The following is a 12,810-nucleotide window of genomic DNA, read 5'->3' as shown; positions in this document are numbered from 1 at the left end:
CTCAGCAGACACGCACGGCGCACAGGTCGCCGTGGTCAATGGGGGTGCGCAGGTGGTGCACCCGGGCGGGCGGCACGTTGTCCCAGACGATGTGCCGCCCGACGCTGTGCTGGGCCACGAACGCGTCCAGCAGGGCGGTCACCGCCCGGTGCCTGCGGGCCTCGGCCGGACCGGCGGTCAGGGTGCGGAGGTGCTGCGTGCCCAGGTAGGCGAAGAAGGTGAGGTGGCCGCCCGGGACGAGCGCGCGGAGGTACTGCGCGAGGATCTTCCCGACCGTCTCCGGTGTGAAATTGGTGAACGGAAGACAGGAAACGATCACGTCGTAACGGTGTTCGCCCAGGTCGAGCTCGGTGATCGACTCCGGGATCAGCCGCAGCCGGTCACCGGCCGCCACCATCGCGGGCTCCGTGCGCAGCAGCCCCTCCAGCATCCGGACGAACCGGGGATTGAACTCCACCACGTCCAGCCGGTCGCCCGGCCGGTCCAGCATCTCGGCCAGCACCCGCGTGACCGTCCCCGTCCCCGCACCGGCCTCCAGCACCGCCAGCGGACGACCGTCCCGGTACGCCCGGCCCGCGAGCGGCTGGGCGAGACGGCAGGCGAGGCTGTGCCCGCTGGGGGCGATGGCTCCGGTGGTCCGGAAGGTGCGGGTGGCCTCGCGAAGGAAGGCGAGGGGACCGGCCTGGCGGGACGGCGTCCCGGCACCGGCGGCCCGGACGGGGGCTATCGAGTCGAAAGGGGCGGTCGAGGTGGTCGTCGGTTCCATGGCCACGACGCTAGGTACGGGAAAAGCCCCGGCCATCGGCCGACGGTCACCGCGAACCCCCTACCGAAGTCGGGGGTCCGCGTGCCCGAACGGCCGACGTCCGCGCGCCGCCCCCTGCCTACGCTGGGCAGGTGCTCAATGTGACCAACCGGAAGTGGCCCTGGTGGGCCGAGGTCCTCGTCGTCGGCGTGGTCGGCGTCCTGTCGGTGCAGGAGGCGTACGTGCAGGCCGGGGCCGACTGGCTCAGCCTCCGCGTCGCCCTCGCCGCCGCCGCGACCGCCGCCGTGGCCCTCCGCGCGCGGTACCCGGTGTCCGCCGCGGCCGTCACCGTCGCCACCGCCGTGGTGTCCGGCATCGCCCCGCCGCTGCTGGTCGTCCTCTTCCGGTCCGTCCGCCGCGGCCGGCTCGTGCCGGCCCTCTTCTGCGTGGCCGTCGCCATGATCGGCAACCGCTTCGCCGACGACCACCAGAACCTGTGGACCATGCACCTCTACGGCCCCTTCATGCCCCTGGCGGCGGTCCTCGCCCTCGGCCTGTGGGCCGGCAGCCACCAACGGCTGGTCGCCGCCCTCGACGAACAGGTCGAGCACCTACGCGTCGAGCGTGAACTCCGGGCCGAACAGGCCCGGCTCGGCGAACGCGCCCGCATCGCCGCCGAGATGCACGACGTCCTCGCCCACCGGCTGACCGTCCTCGCCCTGCACGCCGGAGCCCTGCAACGCCGCGCCACCGGACTCCCCGAACCGGTCGCCGAACGGCTGGGACTGCTCCGCACCACCTCCACCGAGGCCCTCGCCGACCTGCGCGACGTCCTCGGGGCGCTGCGCCACACCGAGGAGCCGGACGCGGCGGACCGCCGGGTCCCGGGACTGCGCGAGCTGTCGGAGCTGCTGGCGGAGGCGCGCGCGGCCGGACAGACGGTCGAGGCGGACATCGCGGGCAGCAGCGAGTCCGTCCCGGTCAGCCACCGCCTCGCCGTCCACCGCGTCGTCCAGGAGGCCCTGACCAACGCCCGCAAGCACGCCTCCGGCGCCCCCGTCCGGGTCACCGTCCGCTACGGGCCGCCGGACTCCACCGTCGAGGTCCACAACGTCGCCGGCACCCCGTCCGAGGCCGCGGGCCTCGGCAGCGGATACGGTCTCGTCGGGCTGACCGAACGCGTGACCGCGCTCGGCGGCCGACTGGAATACGGACCGTCCGGCAACGGGGGCTGGCGCATGGCCGCGACCTTCCCCGGGACCGGCCGGCAGGCATCGGGAGCAGCATGATCCGGACCATGATCGTGGACGACGACCGGCTGGTCCGGCTCGCCCTCGCCGACATCCTCGACGACGCCCCGGGCATCGCCGTCGCCGCCCAGGGGGCCGACGGGACCGAGGCGTTGGAGCTCGCCCGCACCCACCGGATCGACGTGGCCCTGATGGACGTCCGGATGCCCCGCATGGACGGCATCGAGGCCACCCGCCGGCTGCGCGCCCTGCCGGACCCGCCGCAGGTCGTCGTGCTGACCACCTTCGACCTCGACCAGTACGTCTACGACGCGCTCGCCGCCGGGGCGTCCGGGTTCCTCCTCAAGGACACCGACCCCGCGGAGATCGTCCGCGCCGTGGAGGTCGTCGCGGCAGGCCAGGCGATGCTGCACCCCCACGCCGCCCGCCGCCTCATCGACCGCTACCACGACGCGGCCCCCCCGGCCGGCCGCGCGGCCCGGGCCCGGGTGGAACGCCTGACGCCCCGCGAGACCGACGTCCTCGCACTGCTCGGCGGCGGCGCGTCCAACGCCGAGATCGCCACCGCGCTGGGGATGCGGGAGAGCACGGTCAAGGCACACGTCAGCCGGATCCTGGCGGCGCTGGAGGTGGGCAACCGGGTGCAGGCCGCGCTGTGCGCGCGGGACGCGGGGCTCGGTACGGGCTGACGTGCGGGTCCTCACGGGAGCCTGCGCGCGGTTGTCCTCAAACGCCGGACGGGCTGATTCAGCAGGCCGCTACCTGGGAGGTAATCGCCGCCCGCCCCCGCACCGGGCAGGCTGTGGTCATGCCTCCGGACCCGGGGCGCTCGGGTTCGGAGGCCCCATGGAACTTCAGCACAAGGAGAGTTGGACCATGTCCGCGTACGAGACCGCCCTCACCCGTTACTTCGCCGCCTGGAACGCCGACGCGGCCTCCCTCGCCGGGGCCGTCGCCGCCGCCTGGACGGAGGACGGCTCCTACACCGACCCGATGGCCGACGTCACCGGCCACGAGCGGATCGCCGCCGTGATAGCCGCCGCCCACGAGCAGTTCCCCGGCTTCGAGTTCCGGCTTTCCGGCGAACCGGACGGGCACCACAACACCGTCCGCTTCGGCTGGGAGCTGGTCTCCACCGCCGACGGCTCCGCTCCCGCCGCCGGATCCGACGTGGCCGTGCTCGCCGAGGACGGCCGCATCCGCAGCGTCCTCGGCTTTCTGGACCGGGTCCCCGCTACGGCGTGAGCCCCCGGAGGTACGCGGCCGTCTCCGGGTCGGCGGGGAGGAAGGTCTCCAGCGCCAGCTCGGAGACGGTCACGTCCAGCGGGGTGTTGAAGGTGGCGATGGTGGAGATGAACGACAGCGTCCGGCCGCCGTGCTCGATCACCATCGGGAGCGCGACGGGCACGGACCGGTCGGCCATCCGCTCCTCGCCACAGGGGTCCGGCATGGGGAAGCCGGTGACCTCGTCGTACAGGGCACGCAGCGGTGCCGACCGCATCAGGGCCAGCTGGCGGTCCATCTGGTGCAGCAGATGGCAGCGCCACTCCATGAAGTTGCGGATCCGCGGCGCCATGCCCCGCGGGTGGAGGGTGAGCCGCATGGAGTTCAGCGGCGGCGTGAGCAGCTCCTCGGAGACGCCCTCCATCAGCAGGGCGACCCCCTGGTTGGCCGCCAACACCTGGTAGGTGCCGTCGACGACCAGCGCGGGGAACGGCTCGTAGCCGCGGAGCAGCTGCTCCAGCCCCTCGCGCATTCCCCCCAGGGCCGGGTCGTCCAGCGCGCGTTCCGGAAAGTGCGGTGCGTAGCCCGCGGCGACGAGCAGGGTGTTCCGCTCCCGCACCGGAACGTCCAAGTGGTCCGCGAGGCGCAGCACCATCTCCTCGCTCGGCCGGGACCGGCCCGTCTCTATGAAGCTGATGTGCCGGGCCGAGGAGTCCGCGCGCAGGGCCAGTTCCAGCTGGCTGATCCGACGGCGGCTCCGCCACGAGCGCAGCAGTGGACCCACGTGGCGGCCCGTCTCGGTCGCAGTAGTCGTCATGCCGCGACCGTAACCCGGAATCCCTCAAGTCGACGCGAAACAACCCCCGCCCCGTGGGAGGCTTGGGGTACCGGCGGACACGGTGCACGGGCGCGACGAATCCGAGAAAGGATCGCTGTCATGACGGTCGAACCGCTGTCGCAGAAGGACGTCGAGGACCGCCTCCGGGAGCTCCCCGGCTGGTCGTCGGACGGGGTGCTGCTGCGCCGCACGTACACCTTCGCCGGGCATGCCCCGGCGGCGGCTCTGGTGCTCCATATCTCTGTGACCCAGGAGGAGTTGGGGCATCACGCCGAGATCACCCTGGGATACAACAAGGTGGATATCGCCGTCAACACGCACAGTGTGGGCGGAAAGGTGACCGGCCTGGACATCGAGCTCGCGCGGAGGATCGAGGCGGTGGCCTCCGGGCACGGGGCGCGGGGCTGACCTGCGGGTACGGGACCGGCCTGCGGGTCACGCCCGTTTGCGGGTTATGGGGTCGTCCTGCGGTTGCGGGACCGGCCTGCCGAGACCCCGCCCGTGTACTGCCCCCGCGGTACACGGACGGGGTCTCTCGGAACTCCTCCGGGAGTCCTTCGAACCCCGAGGGGTGCTCAGGACTCGTCGAAGGTGTCGGGGTGCGGCCCGAGCCGGGTGCCGCTGTCGAGGGCGGAGAACGCCGCCATGTCCTCGCCGTCCAGCTCGAAGCCGAAGACGTCGATGTTCTCGCGGATGCGCTCCGGGGTCACGGACTTGGGGATGGCCACGTGGCCGAGCTGGAGGTGCCAGCGCAGCACGGTCTGCGCGGGGGTCCGGCCGTGCTTTGCGGCGACGCGGGTGACGACGGGGTCGCCCAGGAGCTCCTTGCCCTGGCCCAGCGGCGACCACGCCTCGGTGACGATGCCGTGGTCGGCGTGGAACGCGCGCAGCGCGGCCTGCTGGTGGTAGGGGTGCAGCTCCACCTGGTTGACGGCGGGGACGACCGGGGTCTCCTCCAGCACGCGCTTCAGGTGCTCGGGCTGGAAGTTGGAGACACCGACGGCCCGGGCCCGGCCGCTCTCCGCGATCTCGGCGAAGGCGCGCAGGATGGTGACGTAGTCCTCGCGCATCGGGCGCGGCCAGTGGAGCAGGTAGAGGTCCACATGGTCCAGGCCGAGCCGGGACAGGGAGGCGTCGAACTCGCGCAGGACGTTGTCACGCGTCCAGGTCTCGGAGGCGCTGTTCCACAGTTTGGTCGTGACGAAAAGGTCCTCGCGGGCGATGCCCGAGGCGGCGATGGCCTTTCCCGTGCCCTCCTCGTTCTGGTAGACCGCAGCGGTGTCGATGCTGCGGTACCCCGCCTCCAGGGCGTTGGTCACGGCGGCGGTGGCCTCGTCGTCCGGCACCTGCCAGACGCCGTAGCCGAGCTGCGGCATGCGCACACCGTTGTTGAGGGTGATGGAAGGGACCTTGCTCACAAGCGATCGTTCCTTACGTGCTGACGGCTGCTTGCTCCAGGCGTCAACAAGAAAGCGGACCTGCCCATTCCCGTGCATCCCATGGATTTCCCGAGCACCGAGTACGGGCGTTCTCCGGGTTCGGCGGGAGCTTGTCAGAACGCGGTGTGCTGGTAGAGGGCGTCGACCTCGGTGGCGTACGTCTTCTCTATGGCGCGCCGTTTGAGCTTCATGGTGGGCGTCAGCAGCCCCTGCTCCTCGGTGAACTGTCCGGTGAGGATCCGGAACGTCCGGATCGACTCGTCCGGCGGCGCCTGCGCGTTGGCGGCCACCACGGCCTCCCGGATCTCCGCCTCCAGCTCCGGGTCGCGCACCAGCTCGCCGGGCGGCGGGACGGGCCGCTCCCGCATCGCGAACCAGTGCGCGACGGCCGGGCGGTCCAGCGTGATCAGCGCGGCGAGGAAGGGGCGGCCGTTGCCCACGACGAGACAGCGGTCGACGAGCGGGTGCGCCCGGACCCGTTCCTCCGGCGCCGACGGCAGGACACCCGTCCCGCCGCAGGTCACCAGCGTCTCCGTCTTGCGGCCTCTTATCGTCAGATACCCGTCGTCGTCGAGCACGCCCAGGTCCCCGGTCGCCAGCCATCCGTCGCGGAACACCGTCCCGGTGCCGCGCGGGTCGTCCAGGTACCCGGCGAAGACGTGTCCGCCGCGCAGCAACACCTCGCCGTCGTCCGCGATGCGCACGCTCGTGCCGGGGACGGGTGGGCCGACCGTGCCGAAGCGCGGGCGCTCCGGGGGGTTGGCCGTCGCGGCGGCCGTGCTCTCCGTCAGGCCGTAGCCCTCGACGAGGGTGATCCCGGCGCCCGCGAAGAACAGGCCGAGGCGCCGTTCCAGGACGGCACCGCCCGACAGCGCGAACCGCATCCGTCCGCCCAGGCTCTCCCGGATCTTGGAGTAGACCAGCTTGTCGAACACCTGCCGTTGCACGCGCAGCGCGGTCCCCGGTCCCGGGCCGGTGCCGAACGCCCGGTCCTCCAGCGCGCTCGCGTAGCGCACGGCCACCTCCACGGCCTTGTCGAACGGCCGCTCCTTGCCCGCCCGCTCCGCCTCGCGCCGGGCCGCGGCGAAGATCTTCTCGAACAGGTATGGGACCGTGGCCAGGAACGTCGGACGGAAGCTCCGCAGCTCGGGCAGCAGCACCGGCCCCGAGGTCCGCGCCTGGTGGCCCACCCTGACCCCGGCGCGCACGGCGGCGACCTGCACCATCCGGCCGAGGATATGGGCGAGCGGCAGGACGAGCAGGGTGCCCGCCTCCTCCCCGGAGGGCGGGCTGAAGACGGGGCCGAAGCGCCGGACGATGTTGTCGGTCTCCGCCATGAAGTTGGCGTGGGTGAGGACGCAGCCCTTGGGTCGGCCCGTGGTACCCGCGGTGTAGAGGACGGTGGCCGGCGAGTCGGGGGTGACCGCTCTGCGCCGCCGGTGGACCTCCTCGTCGTCGATCCCGGCACCGGCCTCCGTCAGCTCCTCGACGGCGCCCGCGTCCAGCTGCCAGAGCCGGTGCAGGCCCGGCAGCCGGTCGACGACAGAACCGACGGTCATGGCGTGGTCCTCGTGCTCGACGACGCAGGCGGAGACCTCCGCGTCGTGCAGGGTCCAGAAGAGCTGCTCGGCGGAGGACGCCGGGTACAGCGGTACGGACTGGGCGCCGACACACCAGAGGGCGAAGTCGAAGAGCGTCCACTCGTAGCGCGTCCGGGAGACGATCGCGACCCGGTCGCCGTCGCGGACGCCCTGCGCGAGCAGGCCCTTGGCCACGGCCATGACCTCGTCCCGGAAGGCCCTCGCGGTCACGTCCCGCCAGCCGTCCGCCTCCTTGCGGCCGAACGCGACCCGCTCGGGGTCCACGGCGGCGTGCTCGAACACGATGTCCGCCAGATTGCCGGCGGACGGTACCGGTACCAGGGGTGGGACGGTGATCTCGCGCAAATCCTCGCTCCTTGCCACGCTCCGCACAGCGCCGGTGACCGTACCCGATCCCATACCGGCGAACCCTGAGGTTCCAGTGCACGGACGGGGCTCGACCGTATCTGCACGAAATCTCCGTGACCTGCCACGACAGGGGGAGTGGAGCGGGGAGTCGCCGGAGGCGCCGGGGCGGTGCCTCAGCCGTCGTCGGCCGGGGTGTGCAGCCGGTCGCCGGCCGCCAGGATCGCGCGGGCCAGTGCGTCCGCGCTGCCGCGGGCGGCGCCGTCCCGCTCGCGGCCCGGACCGTGCAGCAGCACCACGTCGATGGCGCCGAGCTCGGGCAGCCCGGCGCGGGCCGGCACGCGCACCAGGCCGGGCGGGATCATCCCCCGGGTGTGGGCCATCACGCCCAGCCCGGCGCGGGCCGCCGCGACCAGGCCGTTGAGGCTGCGGCTCGTACAGGTCACCCGCCAGGCCCGGCCGTGCCGCTCCAGCACTTCCAGGGCCCGCGCCCGGGTCACCGCCGGGGGTGGGAAGACGACGAGGGGCAGGGGCCGGTGGGCGTCCAGGCGCAGCCGTTCGCTGCCGATCCACACCAGGCGGTCGCGCCAGACGAGCCGGCCTTCGAGCCGGTCTTCCTGCGGCTGCCGGGGGTGGCGCTTGGCGAGCACGAGGTCGAAGCGCCCGGAGACCAGCTGCTCGTGGAGCGTGTCCGACAGGTCGACGGTGAGCTCCAGGTCGACCTCCGGGTGGTCGCGCCGGAAGCGTTCCAGGACCTCGGGCAGCCGGGTCAGGACGAAGTCCTCCGAGGCGCCGAAACGGAGCCGCCCGCGCAGCCGCGTCCCCGCGAACCAGTGGGCCGCCCGTTCGTTGGCCTCCAGGATGGTGCGGGCGAAGCCGAGCATCGCCTCGCCGTCCTCGGTCAGCGCGACGGTGTGCGTGTCGCGGACGAACAGCTGCCGCCCGGCCGCCTCCTCCAGCCGGCGCACCTGCTGGCTGACGGTCGACTGGCGCACCCCCAGGCGGTGGGCGGCCTGCGTGAAGCTGAGCGTCTGGGAGACGGCCAGGAAGGTCCGCAATTGCGCCGGATCGAACATGACCCCAGCTTATCGCGGATCGCGATAGCAGTCAGCGCGGTGAATGGGGTTCCCGATGAGCCTGTCCCGAGGCAGGCTGGCGGACATGCGCCGACCCGCCCTCCTGTCCCGGATACCCGTCGACCCCTACATCGCCGCGCTGCTCGGCACGGTCCTGCTGGCCGTGGTGCTGCCCGCCCGCGGCCCGGTGGCCACGGTCGCGGACGGCGCCGCCAAGGTCGTGGTGGCCCTGCTCTTCTTCCTCTACGGTGCCCGGCTCTCCACCCGGGAGACCGTGGAGGGGCTGCGGCACTGGCGACTGCACACGACGGTCCTGATATGCACCTTCGTGGTCTTCCCCCTGCTCGGGCTCGCCGCCCGCGGCCTCGTCCCCTACGTCCTGACACCGAGCCTCCACGACGGCCTGCTCTTCCTGTGCCTGGTGCCGTCCACCGTCCAGTCGTCGATCGCCTTCACCTCCATCGCCCGCGGCAACGTGGCCGCCGCCATCTGCGCGGGCTCGTTCTCCAGCCTCGTGGGCATCGTCCTCACACCGCTGCTCGCGGCGGCACTGCTCGGCAACAGCGGGGCCGGCTTCTCGCTCGACTCACTGCTGTCGATCGTGCTCCAGTTGCTGGTCCCCTTCCTCGCCGGCCAGTCGCTGCGGCCCTGGGTCGGCGGCTTCCTCACCCGCCACCGCACCGTCCTGGGCCGCGTCGACCGCACCTCGGTACTGCTGGTCGTCTACGCGGCGTTCAGCGCCGGCATGGTGCGCGGCGTCTGGAGCCAGGTGACGCCGTGGCGGCTGCTGGCCCTGCTGGGCGTCGAAGCGGTGCTGCTGGCGTTCATGCTCACCCTCACCGGCTTCGGCGCCCGCCGGCTCGGCTTCGGACGCGAGGACCGGATCGCCGTCGTCTTCGCCGGCTCCAAGAAGAGCCTCGCCGCCGGACTCCCTATGGCCACCGTCCTCTTCGGAGCCGACGCCAGCCTCGCCGTCCTGCCCCTGATGCTCTTCCACCAGCTCCAACTGATGGTCTGCGCCGTCCTCGCCAAACGCTTCGCCCGCCAGGCGGAGACCGACGGAGCCGGGAACGGAGCCGGGTCCCTTCCCGTGCCTCCCCCGGCCGCCCCGGCGAACGCCCCTGCTCAGCGGGCCGGTTGAGCACCGCCTCTCCTCTCCGCTGTTCACCATCCTCTCCAGGCGTCCCATGCCCTGCCGACCGTCACCCGCGAGCCCGGTCCACCCGGTCGAGCGGCAGCCGGAGCACGACGCCCCGGGAGCCGGACGGCAGGGTGTTGCTCTTCCGCAACGCCGTGAGCTCGGCGTCCGAGAGTGCCCGGCGGTAGACCCGCACCTCGTCCAGCGCCCCGGTCAGCGACTGCCTCCCGTCCGGCCGCTGGGCCAGGTGCACCCCGAACACCGAGGTGCGGCTGACCGACCCGGGGGCGCCCGCCACGGACGTGGACACCCCGTCGACCGTGAGCACGAGCCGGCTGCCCGTCCGGCGCAGCACCACGTGATGCCAGCGCCCGTCGGCAGGGGCGCCACCGGCCCGTACCCGGACCGTCCGTGCCGGCCCACCGCCGCTGACGGCGGTCACTCGGCCGGTGACCCGTCCCGCCGCCGGATCCCCGACCAGCGCCACCTGCGGGGCACCCCCGATCCCGCCCATCCAGAGCAACGGCTGTTCCCTGCCCCTCTCTGTCTCTCCGGCCTCCCCTCCCTCCCCTCCTTCCTCGCCGTTCCGGTGCCCGCCTCCGTAGCGGATCCACAGGGCCGCTGTGAAGTCCCCGCTCCCCAGCGGGAGGGACGCCCGATAGGGCAACCGCACCCCGTCACCCCCCTTCTCGGCTCCCCGTTCCGTGTCCATCTCCCCGAATTCCAGCCCGTCCCCGAACCTGCCGCCGACCGCCCGTGCCCTGCCGAGGACCGCCGCGCCCCCGGCTCCCGGCGCCCGGTCCGGGGTGGTCGGCCCAAGGTCGCGGCGGGGGCCCAGCCAGCCCTCGGTGAACCGGGCGAAGCGGATCTCCTGACGGGCGTCCGCCCGGCCCGCCTCGTAGAGCAGCCCCACCGTGCCGGGCCCCGCCACCGCCATGTCCGAGTAACCGGACCAGTCGCCGGTGACCCGGCGGCCCCGCTCGGCACCTTCCCAGGTGCGCCCCTGGTCGTACGAGGAGCGGACGGTCATCGTGCGGCGCCGGTCGGGATCGGCGGGTGCCGAGAACAGCCAGCGCCCCGGCCGCAGGGGCAGAACGGCGCCCTGCACTGTGGGGGTGTACAGGTCGGGCAGGGACCGGAAGGGCCCGGCGAAAGTGCCGCCCCCGTCGTGACTGACGGCCTCGTCCCGGTTCCCGAGGTCCGTGCCGTTCTGCTCGCGTCCGTTGACGTAGACCGTGCCGTCGTCCCGCTCGGCCAGGGTCAGCTCGGAGGGTTTCTGCCGGTAGGTGCCGTCCGGTGCGACTCGGTGGGTGTCCACGGCGCCGAGCCGCCAGTGGGCACCTCCGTCGTCGCTGTAGGCCAGGGCCGCGTGGTTCGCGGTGGCCCGGGCGCCGTCGTGGGCCTCCGCGTTGACCCCGACCAACAGCCGCCCCCGGTGCGGGCCGTGGGCCAGCTGGATCCCGTGTCCCGGGCCCGTCGCGTACCAGGAGTTCCAGTCGCGCGGCCGCAGGCCGGCGGCCAGGGTGCGCGGTCGTGACCAGCTCCTTCCGTCGTCGTCGCTGTACTGGAGGTGAGGCACGCGCTCGCAGGGAGTGGCACAGTTCCCCGCGTCCTCGCGGCCCCGGTTGGACGTGGCGGCCAGGAGGACCCGCCCGCTCCCGCGGTCCACGATCGGCACGGGATTCCCGTAGGTGTCACCGCCGCCCTCGTTGACGACCCGCGGAGACGTCCAGGTGCGGCCACCGTCGGTGGAACGCTTGAGGACGATGTCGATGTCGGTGGCGTCCCCGCAGTTGTGCTTCCTGCCCTCCGCGAAGGCGAGAAGCGTGCCGCGGCCGGTGGTGACGATCGCGGGAATGCGGTAACAGGCGTACGCGTGCCCGAGTTCGTCCCCCGCCTTGAAGAGCACCCGCTCCTCGAACACCGGCTCCTGCCGCGCGGGCGACGCCCTTCCGGTCCCCGGCGGAGCCCCCGGGCCCGTGATCCCCGCCGCCCGGGGCAGGGGCAGCGGGAGGAGCAGCGCCCCGGCCAGGAGGACGCCCACCGCCCGGGTCCTCATCGGTCGGGGTGGGTCACCGTACGGTCCGCCGGGTCGTCTTCTCACACGGACCATGGGACAGCACCGCACCGGCACGTCGGCGGCGTCACGCCGGGCGCAGGACCACCTTTCCCTGATTGGCGCGCGATTCGATGATCTCGTGTGCCTTGGCGGCGTCCTCCAGGGGCAGCTCGGCATGGACGCACGGCCGCAGCCGGCCCTCGGCGAACAGTGCCCAGAGGTCCCGGCGCCACCGCTCCATCACCGCGGGCCGGTGACGGGCTATCAGCGCCATCTGGAAGCCGACCACCGATTTGGCGCCCACCAGCAGGTCGTACGCCTGGATGGTCCCTCCGCCCGAGCTGTAGGCCACCAGCCGTCCGCCGGGGGCCAGGGCGCCCACCGCGGGGGAGAGGAGGGTGCCGCCGACCGCGTCCAGCACGATGTCCACCGGCTCGCCCCAGGACTCCCGCTCGTAGGTGACGATCTCGTCGGCGCCCAGCGATCGGACGAACCCGGCCTTGTCCGGCGAGCTCACCGCCGCGACCACGCGTCCGGCTCCACGGGCCCGGGCGATCTGCAGGGCGAGATGCCCCGCGCCGCTCGCCGCGGCCGTGACCAGTACCGACTCGCCCTCGGCCGGTCGCGCCGCCTCGTACGCGCCTCTGGCGACGAGTCCGCAGCGGACCAGGGCGACGGCATCGGTGGAGCTCGCGCCCTCGGGCACGGGTGAGGCCATCGACGTGTGCAGGAGGGAGTAGTCGGCGTAGGCGTCCACGAAGCAGAGGCCGGTGACGCGCTCGCCCACCCGGAACCCGGTCACGTCCCGGCCGACCGCGACGATCTCTCCCGCCACCTCGCCGCCGATCCCCGCGGGCAAGGGCAGGCCACCCTCGCGGACCCTGCGCACCACGGGCAGGGTGACGCCGATCGCCTCGGCGCGAAGGAGCAGTTCACCCGGGCCGGGCCGGGGGATCTCCGCCTTCTCGACCCGCAGTACCTCGGGGCCGCCGTTCTCGGCATAGCGGACACGTCGCATGGTGCACCTCCACAGGCGTCGGCTTCATCGGGTGCCTTCGTTGGGACTCCCAACGGCTACGACGATACCGGATGCCG

Annotated in this window: 12 protein-coding genes; 5 read left to right on the top strand and 7 right to left on the bottom strand. The window is 73.0% G+C overall.

Going from position 1 to position 12,810, the window contains the following annotated elements; genetic code table 11:
- Position 1: 1 nt before the first annotated feature.
- The gene (locus HN013_RS16680; RefSeq protein WP_171166942.1) at positions 2-766 is read right to left on the bottom strand and encodes a class I SAM-dependent methyltransferase; all 765 of its coding nucleotides are present in this window, start codon (positions 764-766) and stop codon (positions 2-4) included.
- Positions 767-897: 131 nt separating this feature from the next.
- On the opposite strand from HN013_RS16680, the gene HN013_RS16675 reads away from it, so the two are divergent.
- From HN013_RS16675 to HN013_RS16665, 3 genes are all read left to right on the top strand, one after another.
- Positions 898-2,034, top strand: a complete 1,137-nt coding sequence (locus HN013_RS16675) for a histidine kinase (protein ID WP_171166941.1) — start codon at positions 898-900, stop codon at positions 2,032-2,034.
- On the top strand, positions 2,031-2,684 hold the full coding sequence (locus tag HN013_RS16670; RefSeq protein ID WP_171166940.1) for a response regulator transcription factor: 654 nt from the start codon (positions 2,031-2,033) through the stop codon (positions 2,682-2,684). Before HN013_RS16675 ends, HN013_RS16670 begins: the two co-directional genes overlap by 4 nt.
- Before the next feature lie 187 nt (positions 2,685-2,871).
- Positions 2,872-3,240 carry a nuclear transport factor 2 family protein gene (locus HN013_RS16665; protein ID WP_171167002.1) on the top strand — a complete coding sequence of 123 codons (369 nt, stop codon included), beginning with the start codon at positions 2,872-2,874 and terminating at the stop codon, positions 3,238-3,240.
- Here the strand turns inward: HN013_RS16665 and HN013_RS16660 are convergent.
- Positions 3,230-4,036: a helix-turn-helix domain-containing protein gene (locus HN013_RS16660; protein WP_171166939.1), complete on the bottom strand. Its 807-nt coding sequence runs from the start codon at positions 4,034-4,036 to the stop codon at positions 3,230-3,232. The two genes, HN013_RS16665 and HN013_RS16660, sit on opposite strands and share 11 nt — an antisense overlap.
- A gap of 120 nt (positions 4,037-4,156) precedes the next feature.
- On the opposite strand from HN013_RS16660, the gene HN013_RS16655 reads away from it, so the two are divergent.
- Positions 4,157-4,465 (top strand): 4a-hydroxytetrahydrobiopterin dehydratase, encoded by a 309-nt coding sequence (locus HN013_RS16655; RefSeq protein WP_171166938.1) that lies wholly within the window; start codon positions 4,157-4,159, stop codon positions 4,463-4,465.
- A 167-nt stretch (positions 4,466-4,632) separates the two neighbouring features.
- Here the strand turns inward: HN013_RS16655 and HN013_RS16650 are convergent, their stop codons facing one another.
- The 3 genes from HN013_RS16650 to HN013_RS16640 form a co-directional block, all read right to left on the bottom strand.
- Positions 4,633-5,475, bottom strand: a complete 843-nt coding sequence (locus tag HN013_RS16650) for an aldo/keto reductase (RefSeq protein ID WP_312018623.1) — start codon at positions 5,473-5,475, stop codon at positions 4,633-4,635.
- 134 nt (positions 5,476-5,609) lie between these two features.
- Entirely contained in the window at positions 5,610-7,442 is a 1,833-nt protein-coding gene (locus tag HN013_RS16645; RefSeq protein ID WP_171166936.1) for a long-chain fatty acid--CoA ligase, read from the bottom strand.
- 176 nt (positions 7,443-7,618) lie between these two features.
- A complete protein-coding gene (locus HN013_RS16640; RefSeq protein WP_171166935.1) occupies positions 7,619-8,518 on the bottom strand; it encodes a LysR family transcriptional regulator in 900 nt (299 codons plus the stop codon).
- A gap of 85 nt (positions 8,519-8,603) precedes the next feature.
- Here HN013_RS16640 and HN013_RS16635 point away from each other — a divergent pair, with 85 nt between their 5' ends.
- Positions 8,604-9,659 (top strand): bile acid:sodium symporter family protein, encoded by a 1,056-nt coding sequence (locus HN013_RS16635; protein ID WP_171166934.1) that lies wholly within the window; start codon positions 8,604-8,606, stop codon positions 9,657-9,659.
- Between the two features lie 61 nt (positions 9,660-9,720).
- Here HN013_RS16635 and HN013_RS16630 read toward each other — a convergent pair whose 3' ends face one another.
- On the bottom strand, positions 9,721-11,715 hold the full coding sequence (locus HN013_RS16630; RefSeq protein ID WP_171166933.1) for a sialidase family protein: 1,995 nt from the start codon (positions 11,713-11,715) through the stop codon (positions 9,721-9,723).
- An 85-nt stretch (positions 11,716-11,800) separates the two neighbouring features.
- The gene (locus HN013_RS16625) at positions 11,801-12,733 is read right to left on the bottom strand and encodes a zinc-binding dehydrogenase (RefSeq protein WP_171166932.1); all 933 of its coding nucleotides are present in this window, start codon (positions 12,731-12,733) and stop codon (positions 11,801-11,803) included.
- Between the last annotated feature and the right edge of the window lie 77 nt (positions 12,734-12,810).

It is taken from the genome of Streptomyces sp. I05A-00742, assembly GCF_013055795.1.
Lineage (GTDB): Bacteria > Actinomycetota > Actinomycetes > Streptomycetales > Streptomycetaceae > Streptomyces.
Note: the sequence above shows the minus strand (reverse complement) of the source record. Positions and strands in the feature narration are given on the sequence as shown.

Bases quoted from the DNA above. Each gene is read 5' to 3' on its own strand.
- HN013_RS16680 (WP_171166942.1), bottom strand. From the start codon at position 766: ATGGAACCGACGACCACCTCGACCGCCCCTTTCGACTCGATAGCCCCC.
- HN013_RS16670 (WP_171166940.1), top strand. From the start codon at position 2,031: ATGATCCGGACCATGATCGTGGACGACGACCGGCTGGTCCGGCTCGCC.
- HN013_RS16665 (WP_171167002.1), top strand. From the start codon at position 2,872: ATGTCCGCGTACGAGACCGCCCTCACCCGTTACTTCGCCGCCTGGAAC.
- HN013_RS16660 (WP_171166939.1), bottom strand. From the start codon at position 4,036: ATGACGACTACTGCGACCGAGACGGGCCGCCACGTGGGTCCACTGCTG.
- HN013_RS16655 (WP_171166938.1), top strand. From the start codon at position 4,157: ATGACGGTCGAACCGCTGTCGCAGAAGGACGTCGAGGACCGCCTCCGG.
- HN013_RS16640 (WP_171166935.1), bottom strand. From the start codon at position 8,518: ATGTTCGATCCGGCGCAATTGCGGACCTTCCTGGCCGTCTCCCAGACG.
- HN013_RS16635 (WP_171166934.1), top strand. From the start codon at position 8,604: ATGCGCCGACCCGCCCTCCTGTCCCGGATACCCGTCGACCCCTACATC.
- HN013_RS16630 (WP_171166933.1), bottom strand. From the start codon at position 11,715: ATGAGGACCCGGGCGGTGGGCGTCCTCCTGGCCGGGGCGCTGCTCCTC.
- HN013_RS16625 (WP_171166932.1), bottom strand. From the start codon at position 12,733: ATGCGACGTGTCCGCTATGCCGAGAACGGCGGCCCCGAGGTACTGCGG.